The sequence below is a fragment of the Enterococcus sp. DIV1096b genome (assembly GCF_050498765.1).
Lineage (GTDB): Bacteria > Bacillota > Bacilli > Lactobacillales > Enterococcaceae > Enterococcus_D > Enterococcus_D entomosocium.
The window spans coordinates 2,224,230-2,242,327 of sequence record NZ_JBMHEK010000001.1; the positions used below are offsets into that span (position 1 = coordinate 2,224,230).

Consider the following 18,098-nt stretch of genomic DNA (forward strand, 5'->3'; position numbering starts at 1 on the left):
AAATTATTGAAAATAAGACGAAAATCATTGATAAATCGCTATTGCTTTTTTTCAAATATTCTTAAGTTTTTCTTTTATGACGTTCCTTTTCTCTCATATTTTTCGAAAAACGCCTTGTGGAAACTGTCAAAAAAACCTTCTTAGACGAGAAAAGATGTGATACTATGAAAAAAAGGAGCGTTCAGTGAAACTATGTCAGACAAACGAATTTTCTTACAAACGAAATCGAAACCTTTTGCACCGATCTCACAGCTCTTAACTCAGCGGTTGCTTCTGGCTTACAGCTGTGTGTTGATTCTACTCGGCTTGTTCACCTCGCCGCCTCAGGCATTGTGGCAAGGATCGTTGGCTATTTTGAATGCCCCTAGCAATTTGATTTCTGATTATTTTGCAATCGGCAATCTCGGAAGCGCCTTTTTGAATAGCGGCTTATTGACTTTGATTAGTATCCTGCTTGCTAAAAAGCAAGGAACCATTATTAGTGGTCCGATGATCGCCGCTTTCTTTACCATATCCGGCTTTTCTTTTTTTGGAAAAAACATCTTTAACTCAATCCCCATTCCCTTGGGTGTCTATCTATACTCTTACATACAGCAACGGCCCTCAACCCAGTACTCACTTGTCGCTTTATTTGGCAGTGCTGCCTCACCCGTCATTAGTTACTTAGCATTTGGCTTAGGCTTACCTTTGCCCCTAGGAATCGCGTTAGGTTATGGAATCGGCATTTTGATTGGCTTAACACTCCCCCCACTGGCAGCACAATTTTTACAATTCCATCAAGGATTTTCTTTGTACAATATTGGCTTTGCCACCGGTATTATCACCATGTTTTTCACTAGCTTTTTACGATTATTCGACATGGAAGTCTATTCGAACAAGCAATTGACGACTGACTATCACTATTATCTGACGGCTTTCTTGCTCATCCTTTGTTTTTTCTTGTTTTTTATTGGTTATTTTTTAAATAAACGATCGATAAAAGGTTTAACGGATCTTTTTAAAACTTCTGGGAAACTGATGACCGATTATGTCACAATTTTTTCACTAGGAATCACCATGATGAACATGGCAATGATGGGGCTCTTGATGTTAGTCTTTATTTTCCTGCTGCAAGGCGAGCTTTCCGGTCCACTTTTAGGGGCTGTATTGACCGTGATTGGTTTCAGTGCCTTTGGAAACCATTGGAAAAATAGTTTGCCCGTGATGATTGGGGTGGTCTTAGCCACCAAAGTCGGTTTGACTTCTGATGTATCCACCTTCAGCTTATTACTCACAGCGATCTTTGGAACAAGTTTAGCTCCGATCAGTGGGTATTATGGTCCTGTAGCTGGTATCTTAGCAGGCATCGTCCATGCAGCACTGGTCACAAATATCACTTATTTACATGGAGGATTGAACTTATACAATAACGGTTTTTCCAGTGGATTTGTCGCGGCGGCAATGGTACCATTGTTAGATGAATACCAACAAATCAGAAGGCGGCGAAAAAAATGATTGAAAAAGAACGGGCACGACGAATCGTCGATGAAGTAGTCACCTACTTTTTGTCCCATGACTGTCAAAAGATAACGAGCGAGATGGCCTTTGAAGCAGAAGGTTTCAAAGCAGTCGTGCAGGGCCCTTTCCCTGAACAGCCCTCTGATCTAGAACATTTTATCAACATGCTCAATACACCAAGAGACAGTACCTTGGAAAACTATTACGTTGAACTGTTGGGCGGTCATCAAACGATCCATGAAGAAAAAGATTACTATTTATTGGGATTAATGATCGATGAAGCCGCCATTATGTATGATGAGGGACAACTAGTCGTTGAACTGTTTCGCAAAAAATATGACTGAAGAGTAACAAGCAAACGACGTTTCTGATTTGTGGATCACACAATTCAGAAACGTTTTTTTGTTCGTTCCTCGTGACAAAATTGAAAGTTTATTGATAGATTTTTCACACTCCTTTTCAGAAAACTAGCGTTATACTTTCATCATAATAAAAAACGAGGTGACCTATTTATGAAAAAATTTTTGATTGGACTAGCAGTTGTCGTGCTTGTGGGATTTGGTGCATTGCAAATTGCTGAATCAGTCATCATGGGGGGCGACAGCTATTATGTCCAAATCACGACAGATGGCGAAAAGACGACTTCTAAAGATGACAGTGGCAATGTCTATACTCAATACCACTATGAACTACCGGCTTATGACGAAAATGGCAAAAGCAAAACCCTGGATTTCAATGGTTTCCAAGAGCGGCCTTTGCGTAAAGAAGCCTATTTGAAACTTACTTGGAATGAGAAAAAAGGCGTGACCAGCTATGAAGAGGTCAAAGAAAAAGACATTCCCGCAAAAGCACTAACTCAATTAAAAGGAGCGTAACTTAATCATGGAAAAAATTATTCAAGCAAGTGAACTTACTAAAGTTTACGGAAAAGCTAACGAAAAACAAACCGAAGCCTTGAAAGGCATCAGCTTTGATATTGAAAAAGGTGAATTTATCGGAATCATGGGAGCTTCAGGCTCCGGTAAGTCTACCTTGTTGAACATTCTTTCAACCTTGGATCATCCAACCAAAGGTACGATCCGCATCAACAACAGCGACATCACCAAACTAAAAGGCGATGCCTTGGCAGATTTTCGCAGCCGTGAAATTGGCTTCATCTTCCAAGATTTCAATCTCCTAGAAAACTTAACAGCTTCTGAAAACATTGCGGTGCCCCTTTCTTTACAAGGGGTCAAACCAAAGATCATCCAACAACGGATCAAACGAGTCGCAGAACGTTTGTCTATCACGCATATCCTCGACAACTATCCGGCAGCAATCTCAGGTGGACAAAAACAACGGGTGGCAGCCGCTCGAGCCTTGATCACGGAACCAACGATTCTTTTTGCAGATGAACCGACAGGTGCCTTGGATTCAAAAAGTGCCAAAGACTTATTAAATATGATGGACGACTTGAATACCAATGACCAAGTATCGATTTTATTAGTCACTCATGATCCCCTTTCTGCCAGCTATTGCCAACGTATTTTATTTATCAAGGACGGGAAGATCCATCAAGAAGTGAAACGTGAGGATCAAAGCCGGGAAGAATTTTACCGCAAGATCCTTGTCATTCTAGGAAACTTGGAACAATAAGGAGGAAGAACACATGCTTTGGAAATTATCACTTACCGGAATCAAAGGCCGGTTGAAGGATTATATCGTCCTCTTTTCTGGTTTAGTCATGGCCTCAGCCATCTTCTATATGTTCGAATCAATGGCCAGCAATGAAGCCTTTTTAAAAAGCAACTCGATCATCAGTATGGTGGTCTTTATCTTTCGCTTTGGTTCTGTCTTATTGGGGATCATCACCTTTGCCTACATTTTATACGCCAATTCTTTCTTAATGGCGATGCGGCAAAAAGACTATGCCATGTTTATGATGCTAGGAGCCAAAGGACGTAAGATCGCCCAAATGATTTTCATTGAAACATTCTTGGTCGGGATCGCCGCCACTGCTGTTGGTTCATTACTAGGTATTGGATTAGCCAGTGGTGTCAATACCTTACTAGTGAACCAATTAAATTTACAGATCAGCCATTATGCGGCCTTTAATCTACAAGCATTAGTCGTGACACTTGCATTCTTCTCGATTCTCTTTTTGATCGCTGCTATCTTTAATGCACGGGCAATTGCCAAAAAATCAATTTTAGCCTTGTTACGAGAAACCAGCACACCGGCGCAAGTCAAGCAACGTCCTTTCATGCTCTTTTTGCAAACTGTCTTAGGGATTTGTTCTTTAGCAGTCGGTTATTATATGATGAGCGACTTGATGAAATTCCAATTGGTGGGGATCGGTGTTGCCCTAGTTACTATTATTTTAGGGACCTACCTCGTCTTTCGTTCCGTGATCATCACGATTTTATCTTTGCTGAAGAGGACCGATGCCATTGCTTTGAAAAGGTTAAACAATTTCACCTTGTCTCAGCTAAGCTTTCGGATTCGTGATTATACGCAGATGCTATCGATGGTAGCCATGCTCTTTGCTCTAGCATTAGGTGCTTTGACTGTTGGTCTGGGCTTCAAAAACGAGATCCCAATTATGGCAAAATCCGTTGCCCCTTATGACTTGTATTTGAATAATGCCCAAAATGCTTCTGACGAAAAAGTTGCAGCCTTAAAGCCGACTCTTGATGTCACATATAGTCTGAAGGAAACAGACGACACCCTTTATTACAATAAAGATCAATTCAACAAGAACAACTTGCTCAGCACCAGTACGAATCAGATGAGTATCGACGTTACCTACAACAAGCTGTCGGGAGACCAATTAGCCAAAGATATCACCGCGCAGGACCAATTGCGTAGCTACCTCTTGCCAGAACAACGAGGCAAAGAGATCCAAGTTGTCGATCAAACCGCTTTTGACACAATCAATGCCCCTGAATCCAGCTTGCGAATGGTGCAAGTCAAAGACTTTCAAGCAAGTTACGATGCATTACATGAATTGGCGCAAACAAACCAAGAAACCAATACTACTGAAACTGCCGATACGAATTTTTCGCAACGGGTCTTCGTCTATGACACGTATAATGGTCTCTTCTCCGGTTTTGAATTTATGGGCTTTTTCTTGGGGATCGCCTTCTTGACGATGTTAGCAAGCTGCTTGATGTTTAAAATTCTTTCTGGGGCCAACAGCGACATTCAACGCTATACGATGTTGAAAAAAATCGGAACCCGGACTAGCTTATTGAAAGGATCGATCCGCAAAGAGATTGGTGTGCTCTTCCTAGTTCCTGGTATCTTAGGGATGATCCATGTCTTGTTCGGATTACAAATGTTCACAACATTGATGATCGATCCGTACCACGATCTATGGCTGCCCTTTGGCATCTTTATTGCTCTCTATGCCATTTATTACGTGGTGACCATCTGGTTATACACCAACATCGTTTTACGACCAAACAAAAAATAACTCGTACAGACTTTCTGAATTGCTCAACGCAAAGAGACCATCAATCCGCTTGATGGTCTCTTTCATTTCGTCGCTCTTCTATCGAAAAAAAACGCCGTTAGCTTTGAGGTTTAACGCCCATATGCATCGCGGCCGCACCTCCTGCATAGCTTTTGACTTGCAACACATCAAAGCCAGCTGCCTGAAACTCCCGTTTCAATGCCTCCTTGTCAGGAAAATCCCGCGCAGACTCCTGGAGCCAGGAATATTCTTGATAGCTTTTGGCGAACAATTTGCCAAATAACGGCATGACATGGTGAAAATAAAAAGTAAACAGTTGCCGCCAGCCGATCAGTGCGGGCTGTGATGTTTCGAGACAAACGATTTTCCCGCCTGGGCGCAGCACCCGATGGATTTCCGCCAAGACTTGTTGGCGATCCGCGACATTTCTCAACCCGAACCCGATCGTCACATAATCAAAGTGCGCGTCTGGAAAACTTAATGCCATCGCATTGCCGGTCTGCCACTGGATCTGCGTTTGTTGCTTTTTCTGTGCCTTTGCTTTGGCAACCGTTAACATTTCTTCGCTAAAATCAACGCCGGTCACTTGCCCCGTCGGACCGACCGCTTCATTTAAAGCAAACGCCCAATCCCCGGTCCCGCAGCATAAATCTAATATCTCCGCACCCATTGGTACTGCCATTCGTTTCATGGTATCCTTGCGCCACCGTTTGTGCAGCTGAAAGGAGATAATACCGTTCATTCGATCATAACGGGAAGCGATCGATTCAAATACATCATGTACTTTGGTTTCTTTGGCTGTTGTTGCCATTGCGGCACGTCCTTTCTTTGTTCCCTTCGTTTTGCTGTTGCTTCACGTGCTTCTGCTTTTTAGTCTAGCACGAAAAAACCTGCGGAACAAAAACCCTGCTTTCGGCTTTTCCTCCAGTCATTTCCCCACAAAAAAACAGTCTTTCCTACATAGCTCCCCGCTTGTTGACCAAGGCAATTCGGTCAGCAACAAGCGGATCCAGCAGTGAAAGACTGTTCTTCTTCTGTTTGTTTTAAAAAAGGTTGTTCACGTTTAATCGATGAAGTCCCAGATATTGTTCCAATAAGAAACACGGTCTGCGCCATTTTCATCTTTGTAGCGCACAGAAATCAAATTACGGATGTCATGAACAGGAATGTCAAGGGTGACAGAATCCGTTACGGGTCTTTGTTGCACGTTGTATGTTCGATAAAAGGTGCCATCCATATAGACGTCAAAGGTACTAAGATTGGAATAAAAAATTTGCAGCTGATTGTTATGAACAGCAAGATTGATCAACTCACCAGTGACAGCGCGTGTGCCGGTCTGAAGCGTGAGACTGTCTTCCCCTATCAAAATGTTTTCCGTCTCTGGCTGATTCCCCGAAACTCTACCGTTGATCGTTACCGGGGTCAGAACATTACCAGCAGCTGCCTGTTCATCCACTCGAGCAGTCAAGTTCCATTCCATGCGATCCCCCGGTGCGATTGGTCGTTCTAAGTGGATCGTGATACGATCGCCAGAAAGACTAGACGAGGCTATATTGTCTTGGTACACGAGCGCATCGACATTTAAGAACGTCAATAAATTCGGCGAGATATCTAGTGTCACGACAGCATTCTCAATATCGTCTTTCCCAGAATTTCGCGCATCGTTGCTTTCTACGATCGTCCGCAAGATCAATTGATTGCCGACGGTGATAATCGGATTGCCTTCTTCATCACGATCAAAGCTTTGCGGTACTCGCAACGTAATCGATGGGTCAGAAGGTCGAATACTGGTGACTTCAAAGGAGAGCGCTGGTGGGAAACGTTCATCGCCAATGGCATCACGATACCCTAAATAGTCCTCATAATCGCTGGCGGACGGATTCGTGCTCCCCAACTGACCATTGGGTTCCGTCGTGGTCGTATCTGGTAAGGTTCCTACGAAATCGTCGTAACGATCATTTGCAAAATCTTTCGCGTAAAATTCGATATACACATCCTCTTCAGGATCAAGGCGACGTGGTAATTGATACTGCCATGGCACGGAGTTGCCTTGTTCGGCATCAAGCGTAATGACATATGGGTCACCTGAAGCATCACGGATCAATCCTTGCGCGGTACTCGCATAAATGGCGACGCGCTCTTTTGGCTGGTCGTCTTGCGGAGAATGAAAATCCATGATCCCCGAAACTGTTGTCGTCCGTTCATTAAAGACCTGATCCTCTGCCACTTGCAGACCAGTCGGTGGTCGTACATCCACGACGACCGCATCAGGCAAAGCGGCAATACTCTCTTCTGTTGCATGAATGAAAATCGAATCGTCAACACCCTCCATCGTGGGGTCTAATCCTCGGTGGGCACGCAGCACTTCAAAACGTTGACCTGTCTTGAAAAAGTCGTCCCGCGTCCATGCGATCACACCATTATGCACCTCACCAAAAACATCGACAGTTGATTTGGAGGAAAGCCATTGCGTTTCAAGCTGGTTGCCTGCTTCGTCCTTCAAAGCAACTTCCACCCAGACCTCATCATCCCAGGCATCGCGAATCGCCCCCGTGTATTCATACGGAACGACCGCTTTGGCATAAAAGGTTTTGTCGGCATTGGTCGGGGTCACTAAGTGCTGGATCATTGGCGGATAATTATTGGCAGAAAATCGCGTATAGGCATTCCCGCCCCTAAAAGTCGTACTGTTGAATTCATTTGAAAAAGGCTCTCCCGGCTGCGGACTAACGATTTGTGCAAAATTGACATTGCCTAGTTGATAGCTCAGTGGATTCCAGAAATTGTCCGGATCACCATCTAGATTCACGTCGTTGCGCTTTTCCCAAACCGCTAGTCCAACACGATTAGACATAAAGGTACTGTTACGGTTCGAATTAGAAAAAGCTTGTCCGCCATTCGGACGATTATTTCGGAAGTCATAAAACAGTGGTTCATCAATCACAAAATTGCTTCTGGCAACCGAACTGATTATTCCATTATTTGCACCTAGGGTCCGACCTTCCATTCGAAAGGTCGCGTCTTTTCCAGCTAAGAACTCGGCTTCTCCGCCTTGCATCCAAACAGCAGGTCCACGATGTGCATAGATATGGATTCGACTGTTTTCACCTTGTGCATGAAAAACCGAAGTTCCACTGCCATCAAGAGGAAATTGAATGCCTTGTCGACCAGCCGTATCTGAGCCATTACTGGCAGTAATGGTGGAATCAGCAGATGGGTCAAATTCTCGTTCTTCATCATTGTATTGATCGAATACGGCAAAGCCTGCTTCATCAATATAGATGCCATCATCTGCCGCAGTCCTGGTGCCGGCATGGTTAAAGATATTCAACTGACCGGCTGACTCCACATAGAACTCGTTGTTCCGCCCGTACATCCGCACTGCAGCCGCATTGCCATGGTATTTGACGATATTCATTTTCCCTTGGTCGGCAAGCAGAAAAGTCTGTTCCCCTACTAAGCGAAACCGCATAACTGAACCATACTCATGATGTTGACCTTCGCCAAACAAATTAAATTGCGACCCTTCCCCAGTTACCGTCACATTGCCGCCGAGTTTGGTGGTCGATCCCGCTTTAGAGATTTGATTGACAAAAGCAGTGGTTCCTTTCGGTACACCATTCGTGGGACTGGGGGCTCTAGAATACGAGTTTACGACCGCCCCACCAGAAATAATCGTACGAGAAAACTTATTTTGCGTCTCATCCCGACGTCCAATCAAGGAAATGATTGCACCGTTTGCTCCCGCTAAGTCCATTTGTGAGGAGGCATTTAAGACGGTACCTTCTCCATCCACTTCAAAAATCACCTCGTTAGTACGTCCTTCGAGATTTGCCCAAATTGCTTGCCACTGGACACTATAGAGATCTACTTTGGAACCCTTATTGACTCGAAACGAGGTTGAAATGTTGTTGTTATTTGGATGAAGTCGAAAAATTGGCCGAGTATTTGAGATCTTGACATCCGCCTCATCCGTGATCAAGACACTTTTGACATTAAAGCTGCCATTATCATTATTAGTACCTGCGGTTGGATTCTTGTGAGCCACCCAATGGAACGTTCCTCGAATCTCGAGATTTCCTTGCTGCAAATAAAGGAAATCATTGCCCGTACTTCCCTCTAGCACACCACTTTTTGCCTCGATATTTTCTATTTTGACCGTCCAAAAAGCCGAAGCTGCCAGCGATTGTTGATAGATCAACGCGTTTAATCCTAGATTGTTCCCCTGAAAATCGATCGTCATATTTTTTAACTCAAAGACCGCTGGTTGACGATCATGGGTAGTCGTCAGTTCAAAGAAACGTCCAGTAGGATTCGTGCTATAGTTTGGTGTCCCGTTCGTGTTGAAACGCTTCGGTGTGGTTAAGGTAAAGCCATTCCCATCGATGGACACCGAACGATTCAACGCAGTTAAGCGATTGTTGGCCTCATTCGTATAATCAGCGGTAATGTCAGCGAGAAACACGATTTCAGAGATCGAGGAATCACTAAAAGCAGCCCGCAGCTCTTGATAGTCCGAAACTTCGGCACGCTCTCCTTGCATCGCCCGTTCTGAAAGTAGTTCGACTGCCGCTGACTCATTGGTTTCCTGCTGCTGAATGTCAAGAAAGGCTGCTTCTTCTACAGCCTTGTCGGCTTCCAATCGCAAGGCATGTCGTTCCTCGAGTGAAGGCGGAGCGATTTTTTGCAGCGTTCGGTTTCCCCGTTTAAGAACAAATTCGATGGCGTCTTCTTCTCCTAAAGAGACCGGTAATGCCAAGGACAACGTTTCTTCCGTAGGCGCCACTTCGATTGCCACACCATAAACACCCTCTTGTTCAGCTGGATGCAAGGTCGCTTCCTCAAGCTCAAGCATTTCAAACATTTCTAATGACACCAGCGCTTCATGATTCGCCATCAAGAAAAGCGTCTCGCCTGCGGCTTGTTCCGATTCGATCGTCACTACATATTGTCCTGTTTCTGGGTCAAAGTGACCGGACACTTCATAGGAATTGCCACCATGGATAGCAAAGACCGCATACAAGATAGAAATTACGATAAAGCCCCCTAATGCAGCGGCAGCCAGTTTGATTTTCGAGACAGTCGCCAGAACAGTAAATGATTTCATCTAGGCACCCCTTTCCTTTGATTACTCCAACAGTTCTTGTCCCGTTTCAAAGCTCGATAGATAATACAGCTTGATAACGACACTTGCCGAAAACGCATCTGCTCCTGACGTATTACTTCCTTGCCGATATTCGACTGATTCCACTTTTAAAAAGCGATTCAGGTTTTCCATCCGATCAATAAAACGCACGATTCCTTCATTCGTCTCACTCAGGAGGTCAAAGCCGATCCTTGTGACCCGAAATTGCGTAGCCAAAGGATTGTCACCGGTCTGATCCGCCAGTTGTTCTGGTGTAGGGTAAAGCATCTCTTCATTAAAGGTCGATTGCAAAATCGTGATCGGCAATTCCGTTTCAAGGGCAGCGAGATCGGTAAAATAAGACTCGATCGCCATGCCATTGGGAATGATCGGCACCTCATTGACCGTCTCTGAGGAAAGAAGGTCTGGTTCCCCTTGTAGGTAAACCAGCTGTTCCTGAATGTCGCGGATCTCTGCTTCGATCCCAGCTAATTCCTGAGCCAATTCGATCCCTTCGGCACGTTTGGGATTCAGTAAAAATAGCCAGAAAATAAGTACGGAGGTAGCGAGAACTAATGCAATCACCGCGGAGATGATGATGTGTTTTTTTGAGAAAAAGACTCTAGTCATCAACTTCCACCTCGCTTTCTTCTTCGCTGTCTTCACTGATCACTTGCGGTGCAGCGATTCGTGAAAGGTAAACAGTGATGCGCCCATCTTGCGGCGTTGAACTATGAGAGAAGGATTGATAGGTCACATAATGTACCCAATCGATTGCTTCAAAAGCTGATTTAAGGCGAATCAGACTTTCATAAACATCCCCCTGGACTGCCATGTTCACCAAAGGAAACAATGGTGTGCCGTCTTGGGCTGTTTCGGACATTCCCCCATCGCCATTTAGCAGCAAATTATACGAATTGATGGTCACATCGATTCCTGATGCCGCCTCCTCAAAGGTTTCCATAATAGGCGCTGTGAAATATTTCTCTTGCTTTTGCAAGGCAATGAATTCTTGCAGGTCTTGAGATTTTGACGCTAGCATCTCTTCTAACTGGCGCTGGAAAACGATGCGCTCTGCTTGACTAGACATGATATTGCTTTGATTATTGGTCACCAGCCTTTGATAATACCAAAAGCCTAACCCACAAACCCCAACGACTACTAACGAAAGGAGAAGCGAAACCGAAAGAATGACTTCAAACGCCCGATTACGGATAAATTTATTAGGCAATAGATTGATGTTCATGGTTACACCTCTTTCGTCGCTAATCCCGCAGCCAAGATATAGCGGTCGGGAATTTTTTTCTTGCTGGTTTCACTTACTTTTGCGGAAATCGTTTTGACCGGCAAAGAAGACACCTCATGAAATATTTCTTGGACTTCTTTCCGCAGCATTGGATGACCGCCGACTAAGTAGATTTTTTTCAATTCACAATCAGGCGAGATTTCCTGATAATAGTAAGCAATCACCGAATTCAAGGTTTCTGCTAACCCTTCCAGTGCTTGGATCTCCGCACTTTCCCTAAATTTCACTTGCACAGATTGGGCTTTTTCAATATATTTCCAGTTGGCTTGATTATAATCTTCATACTGCAGGTAAGTCGGCACCAATTCTTCAAAAAAGGTGATATTGGCGATGCCAGCATCTAACTCAACCAGCACGAAATTTTCACTCCAGTTGATCTGTCGCTGAAACATGCGACTATACGCCAGAAAACTGCAATCGACGCCCATCAACTGATGGCCGCCTTTTTTCAATGTATCGCCTAGTTGAATCAAAATCGGCTCTGATGTGACCACGACTGGCACATTGCCATTGATGGTAAACCGATTCCGCTGGATGACCACAGCTTGCGGCTCTGCTTTTTCTTCCTTCTTGCTGGCTTTTTTCTTTTGTGCTTTTGGTACTTTTTCCTTGTTACCTTTACCTAGGATCAGTAGATCAAAAATCGGGTTTTCAAAAGGCAAAGAGATGGACTCCCCCAATTCTAAATACAAGTACTCGCGAATCTCTTTTTCCGAGTTCATCTTACCGATTGGGATCTGTTTGATCAGCAGACGAGAATTTAGTGCCGTGATCACCACACTCATCGTGCGTAATCCCAAGCGTTTGGCAATCTCATTGAAGGCGGCTTCAAGACTATCAGGATTGCGCAGCTTATCATCTTTAAAAATCGTACCATTCACAACCAGCTCGCCGTATTTGAGACGGTCACCTTTTTTGGTACAGTAACGGATGCAGTTTTTTTGGATGTCGATCCCTACTAAGCGGGGAATTGTTTTTTTGCCAAACATACGAGGACCTGCTTTCTTCTTGTTGGTTTTATATGAAGGAACCAACGTTATTTCTATGTACAACGCTTGCTTAGCAAATCAAGCAAACGCCAAGGTCAGCAACCCAATTCAAAGGAACCAGCCGCTGCCAAGATAAACCATGCCGGTAGCAATGGCTATAAAGGGACCAAAAGCAATGTAGCGGCTTTTGACTTTGCCCCGTAGCATTTGGATCACGTAAAAGATCACTGCCAAGCAAGAAGCGACAAATAAAACCGTCAAGACTTGCACTGGGCCGATATACACGCCTAAGACGGCAAATAATTTGATATCGCCGCCACCCATGCCTTTTTTACTGAGCTCCGCTAAGAGATACAATGGCAAGAAGCCAGCAAAGAAGCCAACGAGCCAATACCACCAAAATTCATTTTGCGGTTGGATCAACCGTAAACCGATCCCTCCGGCGAAAAAAGGGGCTAACACTTTATTGGGGATCAGCTGATAGAAGATGTCGCTGGCAGAAATAATGGCTAATAAGGCTAATAAACACCAAGCGGCAATCACTTCAGCAGTGCCCCAAAACAGCAAGGTCGTACCCGTAAATAGCATGCCGATCAACACTTCATAAAGAAAAGCAATCAGCGGGATCTTTTTTTGACACTTACGGCACTTGCCTTTTAAAATAAGGTATGATAAAACTGGAATGAGGTCCCTTGCACCTAATGTCTGTTGGCAGTCATCACAGTGCGAGCGAGTCAGCAGGGATTCCTTTTTGGGAACCCGCCAACCAACCACTAGGAAAAAAGAACCTAGACACATTCCTATGATGAAAAGATAACCAATGATTAGGCCCATTGGGATCTGTTGCAAAATTTCGTTCATAAAAAACTCCTTTTTTCCTGGGGGTTGAGTTGCCGTACACCTTAGGTCAGGTTAGTGACTTGAGGTGTTTTTAGTTGCCGCCGCCACCGCCAGCTGGCGGATCTGGGAATAATGTTTTACGACCTAGATCACTAACTTGTGTCTGTGTTAACGTCATTCCTACGGAGCGTTTTGTTCCGGCAGTCAAAGCACCGTCTTCTAATGTAATGAGCAGAGTTCCGTCATCCTGAATTTCAAACTCAACTTCGTCTACATCAGCAAATCCTCCACCACTATAAAGATTAGCATTTATAACATCCTCCAGTGTGAATTCATTCGGATTCGGGTTAGCTCCAGAACCGCTGTTAGGTGTTACTTCCGTCGACTGATACAGTACCGCTGCAGAGTATGCTGTTTGAACATCTGAAATAGCCGCATCTTCACGTGCATTTTGGATGATATTTCCAATAGCAATTACCCCGATACCTGCAATGATTGCAATGATAACAACAACAGCAAGTAACTCAACCAGCGACAAACCTGTCTCATCTTTCATTAATTTGTTAAAACGATTTTCTGTTTTTTCTTCTACTAAAATTGCATCAAGCATATGTTATTTACTCCTCCTACTTTTCCTAAAAAATATATATCAAACAGAACGTCTAGGAATTCTGTTAATATCACAAATGATTACCCCTGTACGGCACCAAAAAGATCAAACATTGGTACCATGATCGCAGCGACGATCAATCCAACAATGACACAAATAACTAATATCACTGTCGGTTCAAGGACTGTTTTGATTCGTTTACTGGATTCGTCCACTTCTTTTTGAAAGATAATGCTTAGTCTTTTTAGCATATCTTCAAGGGATCCAGTACTTTCACCGATTTCTACCATCTGAGTGACTAATAAAGGAACGGTTAGGTTCCCACGAAAAACATCACTCATTTTGCCCCCTTCTTCTATTTGAAAGGCACAATCGTCAATGACTCGCTTGATTGATTTATTGGACACAACATCCCGACTCATATTCAATGCCGTGACCATACCAACCGAACTACCCAGTAAAGTCGACAAAGTTGTCATAAACAGTGAATAATTATTTTTTATCGCTAATTCACCGAACAACGGTATTTTTAAAATGAAACGATGAACAGCAAAATCGATTTTTTCATTTCGACGAATGAGCCAAAAGCCGATCATAATGCCTACAATAAAGACTGCTAAAACCCATCCTTTAGTTTGAAGAAAGTCGCTGATTGCCATGGTAGCCACGGTAATAGCTGGCAAATCTGTATCAAAACTTTCAAATACTTCGACAAACATCGGGACGATCATGACTAGTAAAATGATACCTACGACAAACGTCATCAAGATCAAAATGATTGGGTAGACCATCGCTGTGATAAGACCACTTCGATTCTCAGCACTTTTTTCATAATAATCCGCCATATCCTTTAAGTTTTTTTCCAAAGACCCTGACATTTCCGATACGGCAATAACACTTGTCAACAAAACTGGAAAAGCATTAGGATGGGCTTTATAGGCTTCTGAAAGTGGTCGTCCGCCATCAATCTCATCCCGAACTTCACCAAGAATTTTCTTGAAATTCGGATTTTTTTGCTGCTCTTCCAGCATTCGTGAAGCATCAACAATCGTAATCCCCGAAGCGATCAATGTCGAAAACTGGCGTAAGTATGCAACTAATAATTTTAGAGATACTTTGTTGAACAATTGAATCTCTTTATTCGCCAAGGTTTCTGGCTGTTCGATCAAGCTGCTGACTTTGATGTGCTTTTGGCGCAGTTTTTGACGGGCTTCGACGGAGGAATTGGCACGCAAGCTGCCAGAAAACGTTTCGCCTCGGACATTGGTGCCTTGATAGGCAAAGAGTGCCATCGGCTATTCGCCCCCTTCCTCCATCAAGTTATCTGCCACATCGGCATCGACCCGTTCCGCAACAACGAGTTCTTCTAAAGAGGCGCTCATGGTATGCATGCCTTCGTTTTTCCCCATCTGCAACATATTATGGATCTGGTGGGTTTTCCCTTGACGGATCAAGCTGGCGATCCCTCGGGTATTGAGCATCATTTCGGTTGCTGCTACACGTCCGTTGCCATCGATCGTTGGCAGCAAGCGCTGGGACAAGATCCCCAGTAATGCGCCAGCAAGCTGTGTACGAATCTGAGTCTGCTGATCGGCAGGAAAGACATCGACGATCCGTTCAATAGTCGCTGGGGCACTTGACGTATGCAAGGTTCCTAATACCAAGTGTCCCGTTTCCGCTGCCGTCAAGGCAATCGAGATCGTTTCAAAATCCCGCAGCTCCCCTACTAAGATGACGTCTGGATCTTGCCGCAGGGCTGCTCGTAAGCCATTGCCAAAGGACATGGTGTCGCTGCCGACTTCCCGCTGGGCAACGATGCTTTTTTTGTGGTTATGGATGTACTCGATCGGGTCTTCCAACGTCAAAATATGCGTCTTTTTGGTATCATTCAAATAGTCCAGCATCGCAGCCAGTGTCGTTGATTTCCCTGAACCGGTCGGCCCTGTAACTAAGAACAAGCCTTGGCTTTTATGGATCAGGGTCCGCAAGACGGTCGGCATACCGAGTTTGCTTAACTTCGGGATCTCGATGGGGATCTGCCGCAAGGCGATCGAAACGGTATCTTTTTGACGGAAAATATTGACCCGAAAGCGGCAGATGTCGCCTAGTTCGTAGGCCAAGTCGGTCTCGCCTTTTCCCTTGAATTCCTCCCATTGCCGTTGGTTGCAAAGGATTTCGGCAATGGCTTCGATGTCCTTAGTGTCGATGGTCGGAACCCCTTCGATCGGTAGCAAGTCGCCGTGGCGACGAAAAATCGGCGGTACGCCTTCGACTAAATGGATATCCGATGCTTTTTGTTCGACGGCGATCATCAACCAATGATCGATCCGCTCTTTAGGTGACATGGCAGCAAATTGCGCCGCTTCGTTGCGATTGACGCCCTGTGTACTGCTGGCAGTCGTCGTTTTTGTCACTGCTTGCCGTTCTGCTTTTTGAATGATCTCCCGCGTCGAGACAGATCGGTCTTGATCGCTCTGGCGACTGTGGGCACGTTTTTTTTCTCTCAGTTCACGATTTTCCCGAATGCGGGTACGGGTCGGAGCTGTTTTTTCTCTCGTCGCCCTTTTGGTTGCTCGCTCTTGTGTTGCCACTCTCGTTTGATCCATTAAACCAGCCCCTTTCTATGTGCATTTCCTTTTAAAACAATGTATGTAGTTCTTCGGTGATCCCTAGATCACCGATAAATCAATCCGCGCCTCACTCTTCTGCGGCGACCACCTTCAAGACTTCTTCGATGGTGGAAAAGCCTTGTTGCACTTTGTCTAACCCATCATCCAACAAAAAGCGCATCTTTCGTTCCTGAACATAATCCATCAGCTGGTCGTTAGTCGCTTTGTTCGTGATCATACGACGCAGCTTGGCATCGATCGTCAACAGCTCTTGGACGGCCATTCGCCCTTTGAATCCCGTATTGCCACACTTTGGACAGCCCACAGGCTGTGCCAGTTCCGTAACCGTGATGCCATAGGATTCAAATAACTGCTTGTCCTTGTCGCTGGCTGGTCCTAGTGTCTTACAAGAAGAACAAAGGGTTCGGACGAGCCGTTGAGCTAAGATGCCTTCTAACGCATTAGCGACCAGAAACGGTTCTACCCCCATGTCGACTAAGCGATTGATGGTGCTGACGGAATCATTGGTATGCAGGGTGGATAATACCAAGTGCCCGGTCATGGAAGCCCGAATCGCAATCTCCGCCGTTTCGCCATCTCGAATCTCTCCCACCATCACGACATTGGGGTCTTGTCGCAAGATCGACCGTAACCCAGCGGAAAAGGTCAAACCGACATTGCTGTTGACTGCCACTTGGTTGATACCTTGCAGCTGAAACTCTACTGGGTCTTCGACGGTGATAATATTGATCTCCGGCGTGTTCAACTCTTGCAGCGCCGCATACAAGGAAGATGATTTCCCTGATCCTGTCGGTCCTGTGACAAGAATGATTCCATGGGGTTTATGCAAAATCGCTTTAAAGGTCGCCAATACCTTCGGTTCAAAGCGAAACTCATCTAGGCGCCGAATGCCACTGGAGCGATCCAACACCCGAATCACGACTTTCTCCCCATGAATGACAGGCAAAACCGAGACCCGCAAATCAACCACGTTGCCCCCGTTACGAATCATTGCCCGACCATCTTGTGGCACACGTGTTTCGGTGATATCCAAGGAGGAAATGATTTTCAGTCGTGAAGTAACACCAGTCTGAATACTCTTAGGCAAGTTTTCATGGGTACGAAGCTCCCCATCGACCCGTAAGCGGACGACTAATCCTTTTTCTTGGGGATCGAAATGGATATCACTGGCGCCCCGATCCACCGCATCTTGCAGCAGGGTATTGACCAATTTGACAATCGGCGAATCATCTAATTTTGAGTCGCCTTCTGGGTCGATGGTTTCAACGAGAGAGTCGCTCAAGCCATCCAAACTGATCTCAGAAGGGTAATCGCGAACGATCAGTTGTTGGATATCGGCATTGTGGGCTTTTTGCGGACGAATCAATAACCCAGTGATCAAACGCATTTCATTGATCGCCGCATAATCCCCAGGGTTTGCCATCGCAACGGTCAAGCGGTTGCCTTTTTTTTCTAATGGAAAGACGCTGTGCTGTTTGGCAAACGAGCGGGGGATCAAGGACAAAACCTCTGAGCTGATCTCTAAGTCAAACAGGTTGCCTGTTTGTGTTTTCTCAGCAGTGGTTGAACTTGTGGTGTTCTCTGACTTTTTGAGAGGCCTTCTAGGTTTTCTACGTGGCGTTCTTTCACTTGATTGCGGCAACTGGC

15 protein-coding genes are annotated in these 18,098 nt (G+C 44.9%); 5 read left to right on the forward strand and 10 right to left on the reverse strand.

The annotated features are described in order from the left end of the window. Positions 1-192: 192 nt before the first annotated feature. The 5 genes from IGJ17_RS10610 (at position 193) to IGJ17_RS10630 (ending at position 4,951) form a co-directional block, all read left to right on the forward strand. Positions 193-1,494 carry a DUF1576 domain-containing protein gene (locus IGJ17_RS10610; protein ID WP_005235137.1) on the forward strand — a complete coding sequence of 434 codons (1,302 nt, stop codon included), beginning with the start codon at positions 193-195 and terminating at the stop codon, positions 1,492-1,494. Next, positions 1,491-1,841: a hypothetical protein gene (locus tag IGJ17_RS10615; RefSeq protein WP_008378669.1), complete on the forward strand. Its 351-nt coding sequence runs from the start codon at positions 1,491-1,493 to the stop codon at positions 1,839-1,841. Before IGJ17_RS10610 ends, IGJ17_RS10615 begins: the two co-directional genes overlap by 4 nt. Before the next feature lie 168 nt (positions 1,842-2,009). Then, positions 2,010-2,372, forward strand: a complete 363-nt coding sequence (locus IGJ17_RS10620; protein WP_005235132.1) for a YxeA family protein — start codon at positions 2,010-2,012, stop codon at positions 2,370-2,372. Between the two features lie 7 nt (positions 2,373-2,379). Beyond that, on the forward strand, positions 2,380-3,132 hold the full coding sequence (locus IGJ17_RS10625; protein WP_005235131.1) for an ABC transporter ATP-binding protein: 753 nt from the start codon (positions 2,380-2,382) through the stop codon (positions 3,130-3,132). 13 nt (positions 3,133-3,145) lie between these two features. After that, a complete protein-coding gene (locus tag IGJ17_RS10630; RefSeq protein WP_429961354.1) occupies positions 3,146-4,951 on the forward strand; it encodes an ABC transporter permease in 1,806 nt (601 codons plus the stop codon). Between the two features lie 97 nt (positions 4,952-5,048). Here the strand turns inward: IGJ17_RS10630 and IGJ17_RS10635 are convergent, their stop codons facing one another. The 10 genes from IGJ17_RS10635 to IGJ17_RS10680 form a co-directional block, all read right to left on the reverse strand. Continuing rightward, on the reverse strand, positions 5,049-5,762 hold the full coding sequence (locus IGJ17_RS10635; protein WP_008378674.1) for a demethylmenaquinone methyltransferase: 714 nt from the start codon (positions 5,760-5,762) through the stop codon (positions 5,049-5,051). Positions 5,763-6,014: 252 nt separating this feature from the next. Continuing rightward, entirely contained in the window at positions 6,015-10,058 is a 4,044-nt protein-coding gene (locus tag IGJ17_RS10640; protein WP_429961355.1) for a pectate lyase-like adhesive domain-containing protein, read from the reverse strand. 21 nt (positions 10,059-10,079) lie between these two features. Next, on the reverse strand, positions 10,080-10,706 hold the full coding sequence (locus tag IGJ17_RS10645) for a hypothetical protein (RefSeq protein WP_016613452.1): 627 nt from the start codon (positions 10,704-10,706) through the stop codon (positions 10,080-10,082). Next, complete coding sequence (locus IGJ17_RS10650) at positions 10,699-11,322, reverse strand: hypothetical protein (protein WP_429961356.1); 624 nt, start codon at positions 11,320-11,322, stop codon at positions 10,699-10,701. Before IGJ17_RS10650 ends, IGJ17_RS10645 begins: the two co-directional genes overlap by 8 nt. Before the next feature lie 2 nt (positions 11,323-11,324). Continuing rightward, positions 11,325-12,371: a type IV pilus biogenesis protein PilM gene (pilM, locus tag IGJ17_RS10655; protein WP_429961357.1), complete on the reverse strand. Its 1,047-nt coding sequence runs from the start codon at positions 12,369-12,371 to the stop codon at positions 11,325-11,327. A 108-nt stretch (positions 12,372-12,479) separates the two neighbouring features. Then, positions 12,480-13,232, reverse strand: coding sequence for a prepilin peptidase (locus tag IGJ17_RS10660; RefSeq protein ID WP_008378680.1), 753 nt, complete (start codon positions 13,230-13,232; stop codon positions 12,480-12,482). A 70-nt stretch (positions 13,233-13,302) separates the two neighbouring features. Beyond that, complete coding sequence (locus IGJ17_RS10665; protein WP_016620512.1) at positions 13,303-13,821, reverse strand: prepilin-type N-terminal cleavage/methylation domain-containing protein; 519 nt, start codon at positions 13,819-13,821, stop codon at positions 13,303-13,305. Positions 13,822-13,901: 80 nt separating this feature from the next. After that, positions 13,902-15,113: a type II secretion system F family protein gene (locus tag IGJ17_RS10670; RefSeq protein WP_074536890.1), complete on the reverse strand. Its 1,212-nt coding sequence runs from the start codon at positions 15,111-15,113 to the stop codon at positions 13,902-13,904. Between the two features lie 3 nt (positions 15,114-15,116). Beyond that, the gene (locus IGJ17_RS10675; RefSeq protein WP_429961358.1) at positions 15,117-16,427 is read right to left on the reverse strand and encodes a type IV pilus twitching motility protein PilT; all 1,311 of its coding nucleotides are present in this window, start codon (positions 16,425-16,427) and stop codon (positions 15,117-15,119) included. Between the two features lie 91 nt (positions 16,428-16,518). After that, a complete protein-coding gene (locus tag IGJ17_RS10680; RefSeq protein ID WP_429961359.1) occupies positions 16,519-18,093 on the reverse strand; it encodes a GspE/PulE family protein in 1,575 nt (524 codons plus the stop codon). Positions 18,094-18,098: the final 5 nt, after the last annotated feature.

Bases quoted from the DNA above. Each gene is read 5' to 3' on its own strand.
- IGJ17_RS10610 (WP_005235137.1), top strand. From the start codon at position 193: ATGTCAGACAAACGAATTTTCTTACAAACGAAATCGAAACCTTTTGCA.
- IGJ17_RS10615 (WP_008378669.1), top strand. From the start codon at position 1,491: ATGATTGAAAAAGAACGGGCACGACGAATCGTCGATGAAGTAGTCACC.
- IGJ17_RS10620 (WP_005235132.1), top strand. From the start codon at position 2,010: ATGAAAAAATTTTTGATTGGACTAGCAGTTGTCGTGCTTGTGGGATTT.
- IGJ17_RS10625 (WP_005235131.1), top strand. From the start codon at position 2,380: ATGGAAAAAATTATTCAAGCAAGTGAACTTACTAAAGTTTACGGAAAA.
- IGJ17_RS10630 (WP_429961354.1), top strand. From the start codon at position 3,146: ATGCTTTGGAAATTATCACTTACCGGAATCAAAGGCCGGTTGAAGGAT.
- IGJ17_RS10635 (WP_008378674.1), bottom strand. From the start codon at position 5,762: ATGGCAACAACAGCCAAAGAAACCAAAGTACATGATGTATTTGAATCG.
- IGJ17_RS10640 (WP_429961355.1), bottom strand. From the start codon at position 10,058: ATGAAATCATTTACTGTTCTGGCGACTGTCTCGAAAATCAAACTGGCT.
- IGJ17_RS10645 (WP_016613452.1), bottom strand. From the start codon at position 10,706: ATGACTAGAGTCTTTTTCTCAAAAAAACACATCATCATCTCCGCGGTG.
- IGJ17_RS10650 (WP_429961356.1), bottom strand. From the start codon at position 11,322: ATGAACATCAATCTATTGCCTAATAAATTTATCCGTAATCGGGCGTTT.
- pilM (WP_429961357.1), bottom strand. From the start codon at position 12,371: ATGTTTGGCAAAAAAACAATTCCCCGCTTAGTAGGGATCGACATCCAA.
- IGJ17_RS10660 (WP_008378680.1), bottom strand. From the start codon at position 13,232: ATGAACGAAATTTTGCAACAGATCCCAATGGGCCTAATCATTGGTTAT.
- IGJ17_RS10665 (WP_016620512.1), bottom strand. From the start codon at position 13,821: ATGCTTGATGCAATTTTAGTAGAAGAAAAAACAGAAAATCGTTTTAAC.
- IGJ17_RS10670 (WP_074536890.1), bottom strand. From the start codon at position 15,113: ATGGCACTCTTTGCCTATCAAGGCACCAATGTCCGAGGCGAAACGTTT.
- IGJ17_RS10675 (WP_429961358.1), bottom strand. From the start codon at position 16,427: ATGGATCAAACGAGAGTGGCAACACAAGAGCGAGCAACCAAAAGGGCG.